The 20286-nt window shown below is 59.7% G+C and carries 18 protein-coding genes; 13 read left to right on the forward strand and 5 right to left on the reverse strand.

Going from position 1 to position 20286, the window contains the following annotated elements; genetic code table 11:
* The first annotated feature begins 8 nt into the window (after positions 1 to 8).
* The 7 genes from AB4Z52_RS20435 (at position 9) to folD (ending at position 6233) form a co-directional block, all read left to right on the forward strand.
* Positions 9 to 428 carry a hypothetical protein gene (locus AB4Z52_RS20435; RefSeq protein ID WP_442219745.1) on the forward strand — a complete coding sequence of 140 codons (420 nt, stop codon included), beginning with the start codon at positions 9 to 11 and terminating at the stop codon, positions 426 to 428.
* Positions 429 to 459: 31 nt separating this feature from the next.
* Positions 460 to 1065 carry a rod-binding protein gene (locus tag AB4Z52_RS20440; RefSeq protein WP_442219746.1) on the forward strand — a complete coding sequence of 202 codons (606 nt, stop codon included), beginning with the start codon at positions 460 to 462 and terminating at the stop codon, positions 1063 to 1065.
* A 13-nt stretch (positions 1066 to 1078) separates the two neighbouring features.
* Positions 1079 to 1444: a hypothetical protein gene (locus tag AB4Z52_RS20445; RefSeq protein WP_442219747.1), complete on the forward strand. Its 366-nt coding sequence runs from the start codon at positions 1079 to 1081 to the stop codon at positions 1442 to 1444.
* Positions 1444 to 1983, forward strand: coding sequence for a hypothetical protein (locus AB4Z52_RS20450; protein WP_442219748.1), 540 nt, complete (start codon positions 1444 to 1446; stop codon positions 1981 to 1983). The genes AB4Z52_RS20445 and AB4Z52_RS20450 overlap by 1 nt, the downstream gene beginning before the upstream one ends.
* Positions 1984 to 2297: 314 nt before the next feature.
* A complete protein-coding gene (locus AB4Z52_RS20455; protein WP_442219749.1) occupies positions 2298 to 3095 on the forward strand; it encodes a WecB/TagA/CpsF family glycosyltransferase in 798 nt (265 codons plus the stop codon).
* Positions 3096 to 3276: 181 nt separating this feature from the next.
* Positions 3277 to 5211, forward strand: coding sequence for a GumC family protein (locus AB4Z52_RS20460; protein ID WP_442219750.1), 1935 nt, complete (start codon positions 3277 to 3279; stop codon positions 5209 to 5211).
* Between the two features lie 122 nt (positions 5212 to 5333).
* A complete protein-coding gene (gene folD, locus AB4Z52_RS20465; protein WP_442219751.1) occupies positions 5334 to 6233 on the forward strand; it encodes a bifunctional methylenetetrahydrofolate dehydrogenase/methenyltetrahydrofolate cyclohydrolase FolD in 900 nt (299 codons plus the stop codon).
* Between the two features lie 6 nt (positions 6234 to 6239).
* Here the strand turns inward: folD and AB4Z52_RS20470 are convergent, their stop codons facing one another.
* Positions 6240 to 7265 (reverse strand): substrate-binding domain-containing protein, encoded by a 1026-nt coding sequence (locus AB4Z52_RS20470; protein WP_442219752.1) that lies wholly within the window; start codon positions 7263 to 7265, stop codon positions 6240 to 6242.
* Between the two features lie 322 nt (positions 7266 to 7587).
* On the opposite strand from AB4Z52_RS20470, the gene AB4Z52_RS20475 reads away from it, so the two are divergent.
* The 6 genes from AB4Z52_RS20475 to AB4Z52_RS20500 all read left to right on the forward strand — a co-directional run bounded on the left by AB4Z52_RS20475 (position 7588) and on the right by AB4Z52_RS20500 (position 14695).
* Entirely contained in the window at positions 7588 to 8949 is a 1362-nt protein-coding gene (locus AB4Z52_RS20475; protein ID WP_442219753.1) for an ABC transporter substrate-binding protein, read from the forward strand.
* A 133-nt stretch (positions 8950 to 9082) separates the two neighbouring features.
* Positions 9083 to 10099 carry a carbohydrate ABC transporter permease gene (locus AB4Z52_RS20480; RefSeq protein ID WP_442219754.1) on the forward strand — a complete coding sequence of 339 codons (1017 nt, stop codon included), beginning with the start codon at positions 9083 to 9085 and terminating at the stop codon, positions 10097 to 10099.
* A gap of 1 nt (position 10100) precedes the next feature.
* Complete coding sequence (locus AB4Z52_RS20485; protein ID WP_442219755.1) at positions 10101 to 11264, forward strand: carbohydrate ABC transporter permease; 1164 nt, start codon at positions 10101 to 10103, stop codon at positions 11262 to 11264.
* A gap of 41 nt (positions 11265 to 11305) precedes the next feature.
* A complete protein-coding gene (gene bglA / locus AB4Z52_RS20490; RefSeq protein WP_442219756.1) occupies positions 11306 to 12958 on the forward strand; it encodes a beta-galactosidase BglA in 1653 nt (550 codons plus the stop codon).
* Positions 12959 to 12979: 21 nt separating this feature from the next.
* Positions 12980 to 14068: an ABC transporter ATP-binding protein gene (locus tag AB4Z52_RS20495; protein ID WP_442219757.1), complete on the forward strand. Its 1089-nt coding sequence runs from the start codon at positions 12980 to 12982 to the stop codon at positions 14066 to 14068.
* 222 nt (positions 14069 to 14290) lie between these two features.
* Positions 14291 to 14695, forward strand: a complete 405-nt coding sequence (locus AB4Z52_RS20500; protein WP_442219758.1) for a hypothetical protein — start codon at positions 14291 to 14293, stop codon at positions 14693 to 14695.
* A gap of 73 nt (positions 14696 to 14768) precedes the next feature.
* On the opposite strand, the gene edd is transcribed toward AB4Z52_RS20500, so the two are convergent.
* The 4 genes from edd to AB4Z52_RS20520 form a co-directional block, all read right to left on the reverse strand.
* Positions 14769 to 16586 carry a phosphogluconate dehydratase gene (gene edd, locus AB4Z52_RS20505; protein WP_442219759.1) on the reverse strand — a complete coding sequence of 606 codons (1818 nt, stop codon included), beginning with the start codon at positions 16584 to 16586 and terminating at the stop codon, positions 14769 to 14771.
* Positions 16587 to 16651: 65 nt separating this feature from the next.
* Positions 16652 to 17350 carry a 6-phosphogluconolactonase gene (pgl, locus tag AB4Z52_RS20510; RefSeq protein ID WP_442219760.1) on the reverse strand — a complete coding sequence of 233 codons (699 nt, stop codon included), beginning with the start codon at positions 17348 to 17350 and terminating at the stop codon, positions 16652 to 16654.
* A gap of 14 nt (positions 17351 to 17364) precedes the next feature.
* Positions 17365 to 18840: a glucose-6-phosphate dehydrogenase gene (gene zwf / locus AB4Z52_RS20515; RefSeq protein WP_442219761.1), complete on the reverse strand. Its 1476-nt coding sequence runs from the start codon at positions 18838 to 18840 to the stop codon at positions 17365 to 17367.
* Positions 18841 to 18969: 129 nt separating this feature from the next.
* Positions 18970 to 20280, reverse strand: a complete 1311-nt coding sequence (locus tag AB4Z52_RS20520; RefSeq protein WP_442219762.1) for an NAD(P)/FAD-dependent oxidoreductase — start codon at positions 20278 to 20280, stop codon at positions 18970 to 18972.
* Positions 20281 to 20286 lie beyond the last annotated feature (6 nt).

Below are 20286 nucleotides of genomic sequence, written 5' to 3' on the forward strand. Positions count from 1 at the left end.
GCGGCGGCATGGTTGAACGAACGCGATCTGAAAAACTGAAGCGCCTCGTCACTGTCCAGCGCCATCTCGAGCGCATGGCGGAAAGCGAACTTGCCGAAGCCAGCAGGGTCCGCAGCGAGGTGGCGCAATCGATGGATCGCGTCATCGATGCGATCGGCTCAATGGATCCGGTCCATATGGTGTTCTCCGGCCACTATGCCGATCGATTCGGGCGGCTGACGCTGCGCGACCAGCAACTTGCTGGCATGCAGGCGATGATCGAGACACGCGTATTGACGGAACGCACCAAGGCGGACCGGCTCGAAGAGCACATGAACGACGCGCGCGCCCTGGAAACCCGGGAATCCGACGACAATAGCGTCTACGACATCATCGACCAGCAGGCCGCATCCACAACGCCAGCCTCCAGCAAGCTTCAAAAATCATAATCGTTTCGATTTCAAGTGAAAGGAACGTGACGTGGCGATTTCACCTCCAAGTGATTTGGTCCTGGATGTTTTGAAGGCTGCAGACCCGATCGACGTCCAGGCTGCCCAGGCCAAGCTCCAGGCAAACAAGGCGGCCTTTGCCGCAACCAGTCTCGCGGAAGCCGGAAACGGTTTCGCATCGACCGTCGATGTGCTGAACCGCGCAGGCGCGCAGGCCGGCACGCAGGCAGGATTGGGCAATGCACATCCGGCCGCCAAATCCGGCAAGGTTCCGGCGGCATACCAGAAGTTCGAAGCCATGGTTCTGCAGAATTTCGTCAAGAACATGCTGCCGACCAGCGAGACACTGTATGGCAAGGGTTCTGCCGGCGAAATCTGGAAAGGCATGATGGCCGAGCAGTTGGGCAATACGCTTGCCAAGAACAACGGCGTCGGTATCGCTGAAAAGATGTACAAGGAGCAGCTCCAGAAGACCCGCGGCACCGGCGTTGCAAACATCACGACCGACGAAAACGATCGCAAGATGGCGCTGAGCGCAATCACCGATTTCGAGCGCAAGACACTCGGCACGACATCCGACAAGTCGGATGAAAACGGCTCCGTAGTCCATGCGAATATTCTGGCGAAAACTGCGTAAGGGGGGTGGGGACATGGAAATAATTTCGAACGACTACCGCATCAAGTCGGTTCTGGGCCGCCTTGAGATGATCATCGACAACGAGAATACCCGGATCGGCCACGATCGGGATTTCGACCTGAAGGTATCCAACGCAAACAAGAGCCGTTGCCTCTATGAGCTGTCGATGCTGTTTCGCGACACCGATCCGGCCGAGCTCGCTGCAACGCATATCGAGCAGCTGCATGCGCTGAAGAAGAAGCTCGTGCTCAACGCACGGCGCGTCGAAGCACATCTGGAAGCTGTTCGCGCCGTTGCCGAAATCCTCAAGAATGCCGTGCAGGACGCCGATGCCGACGGCACTTATTCCCAGGAACAATTTCTCGTTCGTGAGGCTTGATGGTCAAGCTCGTTCTGACAGGCGTCTGGGTTTGTCTGGTCACGCTGGCGGCGGTCTATTTTTCCGTGCAGATGGCAACCGCGCCTGTGACGGATCCGAACGCCGGAAAGACGCCGGCCCAGGAATTTGTCATGGGCGAGCCGATCAATATTCCCGTCATCAGCAATGACGGGGTGAGCGGGTATTTCCTGACCAAGATCTCGTTCATGATGAACAAGGACAAGGCCAAGGACCTGCCGCTGCCGCTGGTCGAATTGACGACGGACCAGCTGTTTACCCTGCTTGTCGGCAACAGGATGATCGATATCGCCCATCCGAACAGCTTCAAGCTTGATGAATTCCGAAGCGATATCAAGAAGAACATGAACGAGCGCCTCGGCGGCGATTATATCGCCAGCGTGTTGGTGCAACAGATCGACTACGTCTCGAAGGAAGAAATCCGGTCCAACTCTTCCGGCCCCGTGAAGAAGAACATGAAGCCGGTAAAGATCGTCGAGAGCGATCCCGTTCCCGCCGGCGCCGAGAAGCCCGCGCAGTAAAATCCCCCGACGACAGACTTGTTCAAGACTGGGCCGCCCGCTTCACCGCGAGGCGGCCTTCGCGTTAACCAGAAACGCAGCTCTTGCTCGCCTGCTGAGCTAAAAATCAGTAAGTAGTCCCGACTATCGCTCGCAGTGGAAGGTTGCCACTCCAAGCAAGGTTAACAATATCTTGGCTTTTCCCAGTCGTTTTTAGAGATTTCTATAAATGTTGCTTTGGAGAGCCTTGCTATAATCATCTTGGTTGCATTTTTACATAAGATATCATTAGGCGTGCATCGGGCATATGAAGTGCCGGTGGCAGGAGGTCTTGGGTGAATCTGGTCGCAAATTTTGCCGTGCATGCCTCGCGTCGTATGATATTCGACCTGCCGGTCTGCGATCTCGGCTGGCAGGAGGCGCTTGCCTTCGCCAATGATCTGGCGTCCATGCCGGTTGGCCAAACGGTCATCTCCTTTGTCAACGCCCACAACATGCTCGTCATGTTGAACGACGGCAACTACCGCGAAGTGCTCAGTAGCAATTTGGTGCTCCCAGATGGCGTCGGATTGGACATTGCCTCCCGCGCGTCCTATGGCGCCTCGTTCCCGGCCAACCTCAACGGAACCGATTTCGTCCCGGCGCTCCTGACCTTCATGGACAGGCCCAAACGCATCGGGCTGGTCGGCGGACGTCGCGAGGTCGTTGAGAAGGCCGCCGAGAATTTCCGGTTGCATACACCGTGGCACGATTTTGTCGTCATCTCGGATGGCTACTTCGACAAACAGAACAGCGAAGGCGTTGTCGCAGAAATCGAGCGGCAGAAACTCGACCTGTTGATCGTCGGCATGGGCACGCCACTGCAGGAGGCCTGGGTGGCTGCCAACATTTGCCCCGAACATGCCCGTCTGGTCCTGACGGTGGGCGCGCTATTCGATTTCGTATCGGGCACAGTCCCTCGCGCGCCATCGATCATGCGAACGCTGCGGCTCGAATGGGTTTATCGCCTGTCGAAAGAGCCCAGTCGCCTGTGGCGCCGATACCTGCTCGGCGTGCCTCTCTTCCTTTATCAGGTGGCCAGACATCGCTTCGCAAAGCGCCAGGACATGCTGCCTCCCGGCACGCACGCTTAGAACAACTCCAGAAAATTGCGATAGGGTTTTCATCCTCCGCGTCGATCGGCCGATTGTTGCAGGGGCGCTGATATATGCGCCCTCGTTAACTCTTTCTTTGCCATGAAAATTTATGATGAGTTAATCTTCAAGTAGCTGCCGTCGTGAGTTTCGACGGTCCTGTGCACGAGATTGGCCAGTCATGCCGCAGCCCCGCCCAACCAGGAAAACCCGACTATACGACGTCGAGGTCCCGGCCTTCGTCGATGGTGGCCACAATCATCCTGTGGCTGCGAACATCCATTCGCCGAGCGACGCCGAACTCCTCGACATGCTGAACCGCGCGTTGCGAGGCGATCCCCATCCTGTGTCAGGCCGAAACGGCGCAAGAGCGGCCTTGGACCAACCGCCGCCGCTTGCTTCCATCATCCGTGGGATTCTTCAGAGAAAGTCGTCGCCCGAGATCCGCCGGCCTCCAGCCCCTGAGTTCGATATCTCCGACGTCGAGCTGCAATGGGAACCGGTAGAGACGGTGACCAGCGAGCCGCCACGGCCCGATCCTGCCAAGTTGCACCCTGCTCCATTTGCGGAAAATCCGCCGCCGACAATCCGACGTGGCTGGACCTTCGGGCTGCCCTCGATCGGCTTCGTGCTCGCGATGTCGATTGCCGGCGCTAGTATCCCTGCTTGGTTGGCCGGTCCTCCTCGCTACGTCGCCGAGGCGCGTATGCAGTTGCAAGGGGAGGCAGTCGCCGAGCCGGGTCTCCTTGGCGCCATCGCCGCTCGTCTTTCCTCGCCGCATGTTCTTTCCCAGGTCGTTGCCAAGCTGAAGCTCGACCGCGACGCTGAATTCACCGGCGGCAAGTCGACAGCCATGGGCGTGGTCTTCGATCTGTTTGCCGGCAACGGCGCGGCAGCCGACGCACCGTCGCGTGCTCAAGCCAAGCTGCGCGATAGCGTCCTCGTATCGACGGATCAACGAACGGGCATGTTGCAGCTCTCCATCATATCGAGCGACGCGGCGAAATCGGCGCGTATCGCCAATCTGTTGGCTGACGTCGCCGTCTACGATGCGGCGATGACGCAAAATACGACCGCATCTGCCAAAGGCGCCGTTGCACAGGACGCAACCAGCAAGGCCTATGATCAGGCAAATGAAGCACTTGCAGCTTTCACGGCGGAGGTCGGCGAGGACAAGATCAAGGCTGCAGTCGAATCGCAGCAGCAACGCAAGGACATGAGGGCAGCGGTTTCAGCGGCCGTGGATGCCGTGCAGGCGGCGCAGATCCGCATGACCGCCGCAAAATCCGCCAAGCTTGCCGATGTCCTCGAAGGCTCGCTTTCGCCCGATCTCGGTTCGCCCGCCGGGCTCGAGGCGCTGAGAAATCGCTACGCGGCGGCAAAGAGCACCCTGTCGCAACTCTCGGCCCAACTCGGGCCCCGTCACCCCAAGCTGTTGGCGCAACAATCGACCGTCGATGGTCTGCGCGCAGGTATACAGGCCGAGCTGCAGCGTCTCGTTGCCTCCTGCGACGCCGGGCTCAAGGTGGCGCTAAGCGACCAGAAGTCGTTGGCCGACAAGGCAGCTTCCCTTGACCAGAAGAGCCCCGGCATCGACATGGCTCGTTTTGCTCATTTGCAGGATGATGTCGAAACGGCTCGGGTTCGCTATGAAGCCGCGCAGCAGGACGTCGGTAGCACCGCGTCGTCGGCGATAAAGGCTCCTATCGCCGTCGCAATGCCCGCGGTCGCCCCGCTTCAGCCATTGGACGACAATGTAACCGACGCCGAGATCTCAGGCTTTCTGATGGGGCTGGGTACCGCCGTTTGCCTCGTCTTCCTGCGTGCATGGATTGACGACGCCCTTTTAAGCGAGGAGCAGGTCGCCAAGCCGGAGAGGCAGCCGCTCCATCGGGACAAGCCGATAACAGAGGAAAAGCGTGCCGCAATCGAGCCGCCGGCGATGAGATTCGACGCTACCGCGTCGGTTGCCAACGACTATCCTCCAAGAGCTGCTACCCGGATGCCGGCCGTGCCGGCGGTGGATGAAAATCTGGCTGTCCTGCACGAGAGCATGGCGTCGCTCACGGCCAAGGTCGAGAACTATGCCCTGCGACGCCGCACCGCACTGGGCTAGTCAACGTTTGTGCGAAATACCCTTGTAATTACCGCTTTTTGACAGCATAGGGCGTTGGCAGGCAAATTTCGCTCGGCCTTGAGCGTTAGCTTGCGATCAAAATCGAAGCCTGGGAGAGATGCGTGACGACAGTGATCGACGGCAAGCAGGTAGCTGCTTCGGTAGTTGACGCGGTAAAATCAGCAGCATCGGCGCTGGAGAGGGAAACCGCCCGAAAGACCGGTCTTGCCGTGGTCATCGTCGGCGACGACCCAGCCAGCCACACCTATGTCGGCGCCAAGAGCCGCATGGCCAAGGAGTGCGGCTTCAACTCTATCCAGCATACTCTGCCCGTAGAGACCACGCAGGAAGAACTTGCAGCGCTGGTTGCTTCGCTCAATGGCGATCCCGCCGTCAACGGCATCCTGGTGCAATTGCCGTTGCCCAAGCACCTGAATTCCGACGCGATCATCCAGTCGATCCTGCCGGAAAAGGACGTCGACGGACTTCACGTCGTCAATGCCGGCAAGCTTGCCACCGGTGACCTTGCGACCGGCCTCATTTCCTGCACGCCTGCCGGCGCCATGCTCTTTGTGCGCCGCACCCATGGTGAAGATCTCTCCGGCCTGAACGCCGTCGTCATCGGCCGCTCCAATCTCTTCGGCAAGCCGATGGCCCAACTGCTATTGAACGCCAACGCGACCGTCACGATTGCCCATTCCCGCACCAAGAACCTGCCGGCCGTCTGCGCCGGAGCCGACATATTGGTGGCAGCGGTCGGTCGTGCGGAAATGGTCAAAGCCGACTGGGTCAAGCCAGGCGCGACGGTGATCGACGTCGGCATCAACCGCATCGCGGCACCGGAGCGCGGCGAGGGCAAGAGCCGCCTCGTCGGCGATGTCGCCTTTGCGGAATGCGCGAAGGTTGCCTCGGTCATCACGCCCGTCCCGGGTGGCGTCGGGCCGATGACCATCGCCATGCTGATGGCAAATACCGTAATCGCTGCGTACCGGGCTGCCGGAAAGACGGCTCCAACGTTCTGACCAAAATCAATTCGCCGGCGCGACGCCGGTCGATGCCCGGACGATCAGCTCCGTCTTCCAAAGCTCCTGTTCCGGAAAGGGTCCGAGGTTCTTGACGCCGCCGATCAATCGCTCAGCAATGCGCACGCCGGCAGCGCGCAGCGATGACCGAGTGGTCGTCAACGGCACAGAAAAATTCTCCGGTTTCAAAAGAGGCAGCACGTCGTCATGCGCGATGAGCGAAATGTCCTCACCGAGTTTCAATCCTGCCTGGGTGACCGCGCGGATCGCGCCGAGGGCGAGCACCGTGCTCGAGCAGAGGATCGCCGTCGGTCGTTCGGCAAGCTGCAGGAAACGCTCCATCGCGATCGCGCCCTGCTCATCCGTCATGAGAGTGTGGCTGACACAGCTTTCCTCCAGTATCAGACCGCGCTCGGATAGTGCAGCAACAGTCCCGTTTTTGCGCCGCATGGCAAAATCATAATGAACCGGACCATTCATCAGCGCGAACCGACGGTGGCCAAGCAACAGCAAAAGTTTCGTCGCGTTGTAGAAAGCGCCTTCATTGTCAATATCGAGATAGGGGTAATCGGACTGCGCGCCGAGCGAGCGGCCGTGCACGACAAAGGGGATCGACAGCGACTTCAGCATTTCCAGCCGCGGATCGTTGCCGCGCATATAGGCGGCAAACAGCGCATCGACATTGCCGCTGACAGCAAGCCGGCGAAGGGCGGCAACTTCGTCGTCCGGCTCGGCCGGCATGATGACGAAATGGAAATCATGCCGCAGCGCCTCCTCGCCAAGGCCGGAGAGGAATTCACCAAAGTGCACGTCGGAGTAATGACCCGGCGCCGTGGGCATCACCAGGCCGATCGAACCGGCCTTGCCGGTCGCGAGCCTCTGCGCTGCTTTGTTCGGTCGATAGCCGGTCTCACGGACAGCGCTCAGCACCCGCTCGCGCGTCTCCCGGTTGACCTCGGGATAGCCGTTCAGCGCGCGGCTGACAGTGGTCTGCGACAGGCCTAACATTTGCGATAGCTGCTTCAGATTCACTGGGTAGTCCTCTTGAATGGAAATGCGCTGCAGCCCTGGAGCACAGGCGTCTGGCATAGCGGCCGGGGTGTTGCTTTTATCCAAAGCGCCTTCAATTATGTACCAGTGCCGTAGCCTTACTCAAGAAAAATCGCCGTTTGCCGCTATGCAAAACCATGCTGCGTTGCGAGTTTTCGACACTGTGGCCACAAGTTACACAAATCCGCTTGACTTCGTGCGAGGTGGTGGGTTGAATCTAAATTAGCCAAAGCGCTTTGAGGGGCGGTGTGGTTTCAGCACTTGAAGGCATTTTCTGCCTTGGGATTTATGGGAGGATGAGCGCATGAAGAAGTCATTTTTAGTTGGCGTTGCCATGGTTGCCTTGATGGCCGGCGCCGTCTCCGCGGCAGACCTGAAATTTCCGCCGGGCACGGACAGCAAGTTCGATTGGAAGAGCTACGATGACTTCAAGGCCGCGCATGCGGACCTGAAGGGCGAGACCATGACCATCTTCGGCCCATGGCGAGGCGAGGACGAGGCGCTCTTCACCAGCGTGCTCAACTATTTCACCGAAGCGACCGGTGTAACCGCCAAGTATTCCTCGTCCGAAAATTACGAACAGCAGATCGTCATCGACACGCAGGCGGGTTCTCCGCCGAACATCGCCATCCTGCCGCAGCCCGGCCTGTTCGCCAATCTTGCGAGCAAAGGCTATCTGACGCCGCTTGGCGACGATCTCGGCAAGTGGGTCAAGGATAATTACGGCGCCGGCGACAGCTGGGTGAGCTACGGCACCTACAAGGGCAAGGACGGCAAGGATGGTTTCTATGCCTTTCCTTACAAGGCCGACCTGAAGTCGCTCGTCTGGTACTCGCCCGAGAATTTCCAGGAAGCCGGTTATAAAGTGCCGACGACCATGGAAGACCTGATGAAGCTGACCGACCAGATCGTCAAGGATGGCGGCGTGCCGTGGTGCATCGGTCTTGGTTCGGGCGGCGCGACCGGCTGGCCGGCGACCGACTGGGTCGAAGACCTAATGTTGCGCATGAACCCGCCGCAGGACTACGATGACTGGACCACGAACAAGCTGAAGTTCAACGATCCCAAGGTCGTCGCTGCGATCGAAGAATTCGGCAAGTTCGCCAAGAACGCGAAATATGTCGATGGTGGCGTTGCCGCCGTGGCTTCGACCGACTTCCGCGACAGCCCGAAGGGCCTCTTCGCCGTGCCGCCGAAGTGCTACCTTCACAAGCAGGCGTCCTTCATCCCGAGCTTCTTCCCGCAGGGAACAAAACTCGGCCAGGATGCCGACTTCTTCTACTTCCCGCCTTACGCCTCGCATCCAGAGCTCGGAAAGCCCGTCGAAGGCGCCGGCACTCTGGCCGCGATCACCAAGGATTCCAAGGCTGCGCGCGCCTTCATAGCCTTCCTGCAGACGCCGATCGCCCAGGAAGTCTGGATGGCGCAGTCCGGGTTCCTGACCCCGTACAAGGGTGTCAACACGGCTGCTTACGCCAATGATCAGCTGAGGAAGGAAGGCGACATCCTGACCTCGGCCACGACCTTCCGCTTCGACGGTTCCGACCTGATGCCCGGCAAGATCGGCGCGGGCGCATTCTGGACCGGCATGGTCGATTTCGTCGGCGGCAAATCGGCCCAAGCCTCTGCCGATGACATTCAAAAGGCATGGGACGGCATCAAGTAGGCCTTCCCCTTTCTACCTGTCGCCGGCGTTCAGCCGGCGACACTTCAAGCCGCAAAAGGTACGCCTGGGAGCCGTGGGGACGGAGCCTTCGACCTTGAATGCGGTTATGCCAGGAATGTCACGGGAGGGACGGATGTTTTTGCAGATCTTATCGGCGCTGGGTGCAGTGGTTTTGGGCGTTGGTGCCTGCGCTGCTTATTTCCTTTTTTCAAACAAGCTCTTGGACATCATATTTCCGGCAAGGGAAGGCGATGACGTCTTCGTCGCCTCGCGCAATCTGCGCCGCCGGTCGATCATTCGTCCCTGGCTGTTCATTGGCCCGGCGCTTTTCCTGCTGGTCGTCTACTTGGTCTATCCAGTCATCGCCACCTTCATCCTTTCCTTCTATGATCGAAGCGGCGAGCAGTTCGTCGGCATCGCCAATTACCAGTGGGCGGTTAGTGATCGCGAGTTCCGCCAGTCGATCTTCAACAACATCCTCTGGCTTGCCGTCGTGCCCGCTGCCTGCACCTTCTTCGGTCTCGTCATCGCCGTGATGACCGACCGCATCTGGTGGGGCAATATTGCAAAAAGCATCGTCTTCATGCCGATGGCGATCTCCTTCGTCGGCGCCTCGGTCATCTGGAAATTCATCTACGAATACCGTGGCGGCAACGACACCCAGATCGGCCTGTTGAATGCCATCGTCCAGCTTTTCGGCGGAACGCCCGAAGTCTGGATCTCGGTACCCCTCTGGAACAATTTCTTCCTGATGATCATCCTCATCTGGATCCAGACCGGTTTTGCGATGGTGATCCTGTCGGCGGCGCTGCGCGGCATTCCCGAAGAGACGATCGAGGCTGCTGTCATCGATGGTGCAAACGGCTGGCAGATCTTCTGGAAGATCATGGTGCCGCAAATCTGGGGCACGATTGCCGTGGTCTGGACGACGATCACCATCCTCGTCCTGAAAGTCTTCGACATCGTGCTTACCATGACCAACGGTCAATGGGATTCGATGGTGCTCGCCAACCTCATGTTCAACTGGATGTTCCGCGGCGGCGGCGATAGCGGACGAAGTGCGGTTATCGCGCTGATTATTATGTTCGCCGTTGCGCCGATCATGGTCTGGAACGTTCGCCGCGCCAACCAACAGATGAAGGGGCAGTGAGATGTCGATCCGACAAAGCATTTCCCGCATCGGTCCCGCCCGCCTTTTCGTTCACTTCGCTGTCCTGTTGATCGTGATCATCTGGCTGGTGCCGACGCTCGGCATCTTCGTAACCGCGCTACGCGACAAGGACCAGATCACGGTCTCCGGCTGGTGGACGGCCTTTGTCGGTTCGTCGCAAACGACGGCAGTCAGGCTTGCCGGCGCAGACAAGCAGCAACAGGATGGCGCCGGCTACGTCATCTCCGGCTCCGTCTTCGGCGACGCAGGTTCGCTCGGCAAGGTCACGGCCTTCGGCGTCAAGGTCCAGGACCCGGCCGCCTTCAAGGCTGGGGTTCCAACGGACCTCGGCGATGGAGAGACGCTCCTCATCAACACCGACGGCGGCTACAAATATTCAAAAAATGCATCCTTCGGCGATGCACGCCCAAGGCGCATCTATGTCTCGGTAGCATCGCCGCCGCAATTCACCATCCAGAATTTCAAGACGGTGCTGACGGGCGAGGGCATCGGCCAGTCCTTCATCAATTCGCTGACGGTGACCATTCCGGCAACGATCATCCCTATCCTGATCGCCGCCTTTGCCGCCTATGCGCTTGCCTGGATGGAGTTCCCCGGCCGAGCGCTGATGATCGCCCTTGTCGTCGGGCTGATCGTCGTACCGTTGCAGATGTCGCTCATTCCGCTCTTGAGACTCTATAACGATATCGGCTCCTTCTTCGGGGTGCCGTCGAAGACCTATCCGGGCATCTGGCTGGCGCATACGGCCTTCGGCATGCCGCTCGCCATCTACCTGCTCCGCAATTATATCGCTGGCCTGCCCAAGGAGATCATCGAGTCCGCTCGCGTCGACGGCGCCAGCGATTTCGATATCTTCGTGAAGATCATCCTGCCGCTGTCCTTTCCAGCACTCGCGTCCTTTGCGATCTTTCAGTTCCTCTGGGTCTGGAACGATCTGTTGATCGCCATGGTGTTTCTCGGAACCAACAAGGATCAGCTTGTGCTCACCGGCAGCCTCAATGCGCTGCTTGGCTCGCGCGGCGGCAACTGGGAAATCCTCACGGCTTCGGCCTTCGTGACCATCCTCGTACCACTCCTCGTCTTCTTCGGCCTGCAGCGCTACCTCGTGCGTGGTCTGCTTGCCGGATCGGTCAAGGGCGGCTGACATCAGATACTACACTCCCGCATGCATACAGGAACTCCCGAATGACTATCGCTTCCGCTTCGATCACGGCGCCCGACAAGGATTGGTGGCGCGGTGCCGTGATCTATCAGATCTATCCGCGCTCCTTTCAGGATTCCAACGGCGACGGCATCGGCGATCTGAAAGGCATCGCCGCACGCCTGCCCCATGTTGCAAACCTTGGCGCGGACGCGATCTGGGTGTCGCCCTTTTTCATGTCGCCGATGCGCGATTTCGGCTACGACGTCTCTGATTACGAGGATGTCGATCCGATCTTCGGCACGTTGACCGATTTCGACTCGCTGATTGCCGAGGCCCATCGCCTCGGCATCAGGGTGATGATCGACCTGGTCATTTCCCACAGTTCCGACCGTCATCCCTGGTTCGTCGAAAGCCGCTCCAGCCGAAACAACCCGAAATCGGATTGGTACGTCTGGTCGGATTCGAAGCCGGATGGAACCCCGCCCAACAATTGGCTGTCGATCTTCGGCGGCTCCGCCTGGGCCTGGGATCCGACCCGGATGCAATATTACATGCACAACTTCCTGACCTCGCAGCCCGACCTTAACCTTCATAATCCCGAGGTTCAGGATCGCCTGCTCGAGGTCGTACGCTTCTGGCTCGACCGCGGCGTCGATGGCTTCCGTCTGGATACCATCAACTTCTATTTCCATGACCGCGAGCTGCGCGACAATCCGGCGCTAGAGCCCGCAAGGCGTAACGCCTCCACCGCGCCGGCGGTCAATCCCTATAATTTTCAAGAGCATATCTACGACAAGAACCGCCCGGAAAACATCGCCTTCCTCAAGCGCTTTCGCGCCGTGCTCGAGGAATATCCGGCGATTGCGGCGGTTGGCGAGGTTGGCGACAGCCAGCGCGGGCTGGAGATCGTCGGCGAATATACCTCCGGCAACGACAAGATGCACATGTGCTACGCCTTCGAATTCCTGGCGCCCGATTCGCTGACGCCGCTGCGTGTCGAAGACGTCATGAACGATTTCGGCGCGGCGGCCCCCGACGGCTGGGCCTGCTGGGCTTTTTCAAACCATGATGTTATGCGCCATGTCAGCCGTTGGGGCAGCCTGGTGGCGGATCGCGATGCCTTCGCCAAGCTTTATTCGGCAATCCTGATGACAGTGCGCGGGTCGGTCTGCCTTTACCAGGGCGAGGAACTGGGGCTGACGGAAGCAGAGCTTGCCTATCAGGATCTGCAGGATCCCTACGGCATCCAGTTCTGGCCGGAATTCAAGGGCCGCGATGGTTGTCGCACGCCGATGGTCTGGGACAGCCAGGTCGCCCAGGGTGGCTTCTCGACCGTGAAGCCCTGGCTGCCGGTGCCGGTCGAACATATCTTGCGCGCCGTCAGCGTCCAGAGTGGCGACGAGAATTCGGTGCTGGAACACTACCGCCGCTTCCTCGCCTTCCGCAAACAGCATCCGGCCTTCGCCAAGGGCGAGATCGTGTTTTCGGAGCCGCAGGACGAGGTGCTGATCTTTACCAGGACATTCGAGGGGGAGGCCGTGCTCTGCATGTTCAACATGAGTGCTACGGAGAGTGTCGCAAGCCTGCCGGAGGGCAATTGGCAGGTTTTGTCCGGCCATGGGTTTACGAGCAATAATTACGGCAACAACATCGATATTCCGGCATGGAGCGCTTATTTCGCGCGTCTTGCCTGAAAAGCTCGGGAGGGGCATCGCATGACTGAACTTGTTCTAAAGGATATCCGCAAATCCTACGGGTCGATAAACGTGTTGCACGGCATCGATCTCGAAATCGCGGAGGGCGAATTCATTGTCTTCGTCGGCCCGTCCGGCTGCGGCAAGTCGACGTTGCTCCGGATGATTGCCGGGCTCGAAAGCATCACCGGCGGCGAGATGATCATCGGCGGCCGGGTCGTCAACGAAGTCCCGCCATCGCGCCGTGGCATCGCCATGGTGTTCCAGTCCTACGCGCTCTATCCGCATATGACGGTCTACGACAACATGGCCTTCGGTATGCGGATTGCCCGCGAGAGCAAACAGGAAATCGACCGGCGTGTGCGCGCCGCAGCCTCAAGCCTGCAGCTGACCCAATACCTCGATCGGCTGCCCAAGGCGCTCTCCGGCGGCCAGCGTCAGCGCGTCGCGATCGGCCGAGCCATCTGCCGCGATCCGAAGGTGTTTCTCTTCGACGAGCCGCTGTCGAACCTTGATGCCGCCCTGCGCGTCGCCACCCGCATCGAGATCGCCAGGTTGAGCGATTCCATGCCTGACACAACGATGATCTACGTCACCCACGACCAGGTCGAGGCGATGACGCTTGCCGATCGCATCGTTGTCCTTTCCGCCGGCCGCATCGAGCAGGTTGGTGCTCCGCTCGATCTCTACGAGCGTCCGCACAATCTATTCGTGGCAAAGTTCATCGGCTCGCCCGCCATGAACATCATTCCCGCCAAGATTGAGGGAACGGGGGACGCGACGACGATCACGCTGACCGGTGGCAAATCGGTGACCCTCGATATCCCATCTGCCGCAACGGAAAAGGGCAAGACCGCCAGCTTCGGCGTCAGGCCAGAAGATCTGAGAATTGCCACCAGCGAGGACTATCTCTTCGAGGGAGAGGTTGCGATTGTCGAAGCGCTTGGCGAGGTGACATTGCTTTACATCGAGGGCCTGGTGGATGGCGAGCCGATCGTTGCCAAGCTCGCTGGCATTGTTGATGTGAAAAGAGGGCAGAAGGTGCGCTTTGTAGCGGATCGAGCCAAGCTTCATCTCTTCGATGCGGAAGGGCAGACTTATCGCCGATAGGGCGGGTCGCCCGGAAGTGCGTAGCCTCGTTGGGACAGCGAAAGCCGCGAAAACAGAGAGCTAAAAGGCGCGTGCCAAATGCAATTCTGACGCGACGCGCTAAAGGACCAAAAATGGACCTTTGGCGCATCGAATTGCAACATCAACGAACGTCTATTCGAACCTTCTGTTAAATTTGCGGTGTTAGAGTTTGGGCTCCTAATCCAACACGGGACAATTCGCATGGCAGCGTCGGGGTCGCCAAATCACTTTTTAAACAAGGAAGAGTCTTTCATGTACGACCGCGAGGGGCGGTATCGCATGGAAGATACGATGAATGCAGCGCGTATCGAGTATACCGAGAAGGGCGTGATGAATATGGCGTCCCGCCGCTGCGATATCATCAGGATATCCAGAAGCGGTGCCATTCTGGCGATCCTTACGCAATACAATCTTCCAAAGCAGTTCTACCTCGATATTCCGGATGCCCGCATCGTCAAGGTCGGATGTATGCTGATGAAGGTCTTCGCCAACAACACCGTCGAAGTCCGTTTTCTGCGCCTGATGTCAGAAAAGGAGCTGAACAAGCTCTTTGTCTACAGCACCCATCCGGCCCATCGCGACCGGGTCCTCGATATCCGCTCGTAAGATAGCGGCGAAGGCATGAAAAAGCCCCGCTGGACGCTGGTCCGCGGGGCTTATTTTTGCCACCAATGCAAGCTTACAGGAAGACGCCGGCACCCTGATCGGCAGGTCCCGCGGCGCGGCGGAACGGGGCGAACAGTTCGCGCCCCATGCCGAATTCATTCTCCGACAGATCGATCTTGACCGGGATGCGCTCCGCCATATCGGCAGCGTCGACCAATACTTCCAATGTGCCGGAGATTGCATCAAGGCGGATCATATCGCCTTCCCTGATGCGGGCGATCGGACCGCCTTCGACGGCCTCGGGCGTCACATGGATCGCCGCGGGGATCTTGCCCGACGCGCCGGACATCCGCCCGTCGGTCAGGAGCGCCACCCGGAAGCCGCGATCCTGCAGCACGCCAAGCGCCGGCGTCAGCTTGTGCAGTTCCGGCATGCCGTTGGCCTTCGGCCCCTGGAAGCGAACGACCGCGACGAAATCGCGGTTCAGCTTGCCGTCCTTGAATGCGTCCTGCATTTCCTTCTGGTCGTGGAAGATCATCGCCGGCGCCTCGATGATGTGGCGCTCCGGCTTGACGGCGGAGATCTTGATGACCGCCTTTCCGAGATTGCCGCGCAGCATCTTCAATCCGCCATTGCTTTGGAAAGGCGTCTCGATCGCCGCCAGTACCTTCGGATCGGCGCTCTTTTCAGGTGCCGGCTCGCGGAGAACGGTGCCGTTTTCGCCAAGCTTCACATCGACAGCATAGCCATCGAGCCCGTGGCCGAAGACGGTGCGCACGTCGTTGTGCAGCAGCCCCTTCTTCAACAGCTGCTTGATGAGGAAGCCCATGCCGCCTGCGGCATGGAAATGGTTCACATCGGCAAGGCCGTTCGGGTAGACGCGGGCAAGTAGCGGAACGACATCGGAAAGCTCGGAGATATCCTGCCAGGTAAGGATGATGCCGGCCGCGCGCGCCATGGCGACCAGATGCAGAGTGTGGTTCGTCGAGCCGCCGGTCGCATGCAGGCCGACCACGCCATTGACGATCGAGCGCTCATCGATCATCTCGCCTGCGGGCGTGAATTCGTTGCCCATGGCGGTGATCGCCAGCGCCCGTTTCGTGGCCTCTCGGGTCAGCGCTTCGCGCAGCGGCGTGCCGGGATTGACGAAGGAAGCGCCGGGCATGTGGAAGCCCATGATCTCCATCAGCATCTGATTGGAGTTGGCGGTTCCATAGAACGTGCAGGTGCCCGGGCCGTGATAGGACTTGGATTCCGCCACGAGCAACTCATCGCGACCGACCTTGCCTTCGGCATAGAGCTGACGGACACGCGACTTTTCGTCATTCGGCAGGCCCGAGGTCATCGGCCCGGCCGGTATGAAGATCGCCGGTAGGTGCCCGAAGGAGAGAGCGGCAATCACCAGCCCCGGAACGATCTTGTCGCAGACGCCGAGGAAGAGGGCCGCATCGAACATGTTGTGCGACAGGCCGACCGCCGCCGACATGGCAATGAGATCGCGAGAAAACAACGAAAGCTCCATGCCCGGCTGCCCTTGAGTGACGCCGTCGCACATGGCCGGCACGCCGCCGGCGACCTGCGCGATGCCGCCCGCCTGCGATGCCGCCTCGCGGATGATTGCCGGATAGGTCTCGAAGGGCTGATGGGCCGAGAGCATGTCGTTGTAGGAGGTGATGATGCCGATATTCGGCACCTGGTCCCCCGCCAGCGCATCCTTCTCTGAAGGGGAACAGACGGCAAAGCCGTGGGCAAGGTTGGCACAGCCAAGCACGCTGCGTTGAGCTCCCTTGGTGGCCGCACTGCGCAGCCGCTCCAGGTAACGTTCCCTGCTCGCCTTCGAGCGTTCGATGATGCGTGTGGTGATCGCAGAAATGCGTGCGTCAGCGGACATGGTTCATCCCTGCCTGTTCTACTTGCGTTGTATCTCGGTCGGCTCGTGGTCGCTGATGGGCGACCTCAGGGAGCCCAGTAAATTTGGAGCGGCGAGGCGGCTCTACGCAAAAAGGCGCGGATCGGCATCTCCATCTCGTCACCTGGCTGCTCTGCCTTGGCGAGAACCTCCTTCTTGCTCTCGCCCTCGATATGAAGCACCAGCAATCTGGCGTCCTGAAGGCTAGAGAAAGTGAAAGTCAGTCGCGGCTCGCCGGCGCCGTCGGCTTCCATCGTGATGATCCCGCGCGGCGTGTTCGGGTCAAGCGCGAGCTTCAGGTTGTTGCCGCCGGGGAAGAACGACGCCGTATGGCCGTCACCGCCCATGCCGACAATGGCGATATCGAAAGGATCGTCTATCCCACGGGTTTCCCTAGTCGCGATGACAGCCGATTTCTTGGCGTCCGCAGCTGGCTGGTATAGCGGCAGGAACTGCGCCGCCGCTGCCTTGTCCTTCAGGAGGTTGGCGTTGACGAGCAGATGGTTCGAGCGTGGATTGTCGGGCGGCACGAAACGCTCGTCCACCAACGTGATCGTCACTTTGTCCCAGTCGAGCACCCGCGACGACAGCTCTTGAAAGAAGGCCTTCGGCGTGGAACCGCCGGAGACCGCGATGCTGGCGGAACCGCGTGCGGCGATAGCGGCCGAAAGAGCTTCGGCCACCTTGTCCGCGAGACCGGCAGCGAGTTCTGCGCCGCTGGCAAAAGCATGCATTGTAGCTGCCATCGCTTCCGTCCTACCTAGATTTCATCATGCCAGGTGCGGCCATCGCGCTCGATAAGCGCGATTGCCTGGCTCGGTCCCCAGGTACCGGCCGTATAGCCTTGCGCCAGCTGCCCGGTCGCTTCCCAGCCCTTAAGGATCGGGTCGACCCAACGCCATGCCGCCTCAACTTCGTCGCGACGCATGAACAGGGTCTGGTTGGAACGGATAACGTCCATCAACAGGCGTTCGTAAGCGTCGGGGCTGCGCACGTTGAAGGCATTGGCAAAGCTCATGTCCAGCGAGACGTTACGCAGGCGCATACCGCCCGGACCCGGGTCCTTGATCATCAGCGACTGCTTGACGCCTTCGTCAGGCTGCAGGCGGATGATCAGCTGGTTGGCGGAGATGCGGCCGGCCGCCTGGTCGAAGACCGAATGCGGTATCGGCTTGAAGGTGATGACGATTTCGGACATGCGGCCGGCCAGTCGCTTGCCGGTACGGATGTAGAAAGGAACGCCGGCCCAGCGCCAGTTGCCGATCTCGGCCTTGATGGCGACGAAGGTTTCGTTGTTGGAGACGCCGCCCTCGAGCTCGTCAAGATAGCCCTTGACTGGACCGCCTGCCGAAGCGCCAGCACGGTACTGGCCGCGAACGGTTGCCTGCTCGACATTGGAAGCGTTGATCGGCTTCAGTGCGCGCAGGACCTTCAGCTTTTCGTCGCGAACAGCTTCCTGGTCCATCGACGACGGAATTTCCATCGCCACCAGGCAGACGAGCTGCATGATGTGGTTCTGCACCATGTCACGCAGCGCGCCGGCGGTGTCGTAGTAACCCGCGCGGCCTTCAAGCCCGACCGATTCGGCAACGGTGATCTGAACGTGGTCGATATGGTTGGCGTTCCACAACGGCTCATAAAGGGCATTGGCAAAACGCAGTGCCATCAAGTTCTGCACCGTCTCCTTGCCGAGGTAGTGGTCAATGCGGAAGATCTGTTCTTCCTTGAAGACCTTGCCGATCGTGTCGTTGAGTTCGAGCGCCGATGCAAGGTCGCGGCCGATCGGCTTTTCGACGACGATGCGCGTGGATTTGGTGATGAGCTTGTGATCGCGGATCTTTTCCGAGATATCGCCGAAAATGCCAGGTGCAACGGCAAGGTAGAATGCGCGAACGCGCTCCTTGCCTTCGTCAAGCAACTTCTTCAGCTCGTCCCAGCCGTTGTCGGACCTGGCATCGACGGGAACGTAGAACAGGCGGGCGCAGAACTTTGCCACTTCCGCCTCGTCATATTCGCCCTTCTTCAGATGCTCCTTGAGCGCATTTTGGGCAAATGTCCGATATTCCTCATTCGATAGCGCGCTGCGCGAAGCGCCGATAATGCGGGTAGGCTCGCTGAACTGTCCTTCGATCTGACGATGATAGAGCGCAGGCAGGAGCTTGCGTTCGGCCAGGTCGCCGCTGCCGCCGAAAACGACATAGTCAAAGGGTTCAACGGGAATTATTTGGCTGCTCATGAGGTATCTCTCAATCAGGCTAGGTTGCTGCCCTTTTAATCTAATCGATTTAAAAAGGCCAGTGTGCGTTGCGATAAATCTCAAAACCGCTTGTAAAACGAATTGCCCGAAGAGGAAATCCGCACTTGGCTAAAACCTGTCGCGCAGCGCAAACCAGGTCAGCGCCAGGAACAGAAGTGGGGCTCGCATGCGCGCTCCACCCGGAAATGACGGGATGTCCAGCGCCTTGAACAGATCGAGATCCGCCGACCGCCCGAGCACCACGTCAGCATAGAGCTTACCGCAGTAGTTTGACAGCATTACTCCATGACCGGAATAGCCGCCGATGGACGTGACGCCTGGCATGACCTCGCGCACGAACGGCTGCCGGGGCAGGGTTATCCCGACCGTGCCGCCCCAGGCATGGGTGATCTCGATGTTGCGAAGTTTCGGGTAAAGCTCTGCGATCTGCCGGCCGATATGCTGCTTAATGTCGCGCGGATTGTCCGAGGTATAGGCCTCACGCCCTCCGAACAGCAGGCGTCCGTCTCTCGACTTGCGGAAATAGCGCACCACGAACCGCGAATCCGCCACGGCCTCGCTGCCGGGCAACACATCGGGATATCGCTCAAGCGGCACGGTGGCGCCGATGAAAGAGCGGATAGGCATGACATGGCTCGCCGTGACCGGCTCGAGATTGCCAATGTAGCCGTTGCAGGCGACCAGCACACGCTCGGCCGTGATCGTGCCGTTCGCCGTCTCGATCTTGGTACGCCCCCCGGCCTGTCGGATGGCGGTGGCCTTCGTCATTTCCAAAATCGAGGCGCCGGCCGCCTGTGTCATGCGCGCAAGGCCGACCAAAAGCTTCAGGGGATGGATATGCCCGGTCCCCATATCGCGCACGCCGCAGAAATAACGCTTTGAGCCCAGCCGCTCGTGCGTTTCAGCCTCGTCCATGAAGCGCATATGCGGGTAGTCGTAGCGCATCGTCGCGATTTCAGCGTTCTCGACATAGGAGCGCTTGTAGCCTGGCTTGTGGGCGACGTTCATCTGTCCAGGCATGTATTCGATGTCGATACCATGTTCATCGGCGAAGGCCAGCAGTTGATGCTTGGCCCGTTCGGCGAGGTTGAACAGCGCCTTGGAGCGCTCATAGCCGAGCGTCTCCTCCATCTCCTCGGGCCACCAACGCTGACCGGTGCCGAGCTGGCCGCCATTGCGGCCGGACGCGCCGTCGCCTATGCGGCTGCCCTCGATCAGGACGACATTGGTTCCGGCCTTTGCAAGATTATATGCCGCCTGCAGGCCGGTGTAACCGCCGCCGATGATGGCGACGTCAGCGCTTCGCGATCCGTCGAGGGCCGGATAGATCGGGCGGTCGGTGACCGTGGCCTGATACCAGGACAATCCGGGCGCGATCGGGCTTTGCCAATTTTCCGGCAATGTCTCTGATAATGTCATGCGCCG

The organism is Rhizobium sp. 2YAF20, assembly GCF_052114685.1.
In the GTDB taxonomy this organism is placed as follows: Bacteria; Pseudomonadota; Alphaproteobacteria; order Rhizobiales; family Rhizobiaceae; genus Rhizobium.

Coding starts and splice junctions, on each gene's coding strand:
- AB4Z52_RS20460 (WP_442219750.1), top strand. CDS start 3,277: ATGCCGCAGCCCCGCCCAACCAGGAAAACCCGACTATACGACGTCGAG.
- AB4Z52_RS20435 (WP_442219745.1), top strand. CDS start 9: ATGGTTGAACGAACGCGATCTGAAAAACTGAAGCGCCTCGTCACTGTC.
- zwf (WP_442219761.1), bottom strand. CDS start 18,840: ATGAGCAGCCAAATAATTCCCGTTGAACCCTTTGACTATGTCGTTTTC.
- AB4Z52_RS20495 (WP_442219757.1), top strand. CDS start 12,980: ATGACTGAACTTGTTCTAAAGGATATCCGCAAATCCTACGGGTCGATA.
- AB4Z52_RS20475 (WP_442219753.1), top strand. CDS start 7,588: ATGAAGAAGTCATTTTTAGTTGGCGTTGCCATGGTTGCCTTGATGGCC.
- edd (WP_442219759.1), bottom strand. CDS start 16,586: ATGTCCGCTGACGCACGCATTTCTGCGATCACCACACGCATCATCGAA.
- AB4Z52_RS20485 (WP_442219755.1), top strand. CDS start 10,101: ATGTCGATCCGACAAAGCATTTCCCGCATCGGTCCCGCCCGCCTTTTC.
- AB4Z52_RS20520 (WP_442219762.1), bottom strand. CDS start 20,280: ATGACATTATCAGAGACATTGCCGGAAAATTGGCAAAGCCCGATCGCG.
- AB4Z52_RS20450 (WP_442219748.1), top strand. CDS start 1,444: ATGGTCAAGCTCGTTCTGACAGGCGTCTGGGTTTGTCTGGTCACGCTG.
- AB4Z52_RS20480 (WP_442219754.1), top strand. CDS start 9,083: ATGTTTTTGCAGATCTTATCGGCGCTGGGTGCAGTGGTTTTGGGCGTT.
- bglA (WP_442219756.1), top strand. CDS start 11,306: ATGACTATCGCTTCCGCTTCGATCACGGCGCCCGACAAGGATTGGTGG.
- pgl (WP_442219760.1), bottom strand. CDS start 17,350: ATGGCAGCTACAATGCATGCTTTTGCCAGCGGCGCAGAACTCGCTGCC.
- AB4Z52_RS20500 (WP_442219758.1), top strand. CDS start 14,291: ATGGCAGCGTCGGGGTCGCCAAATCACTTTTTAAACAAGGAAGAGTCT.
- AB4Z52_RS20445 (WP_442219747.1), top strand. CDS start 1,079: ATGGAAATAATTTCGAACGACTACCGCATCAAGTCGGTTCTGGGCCGC.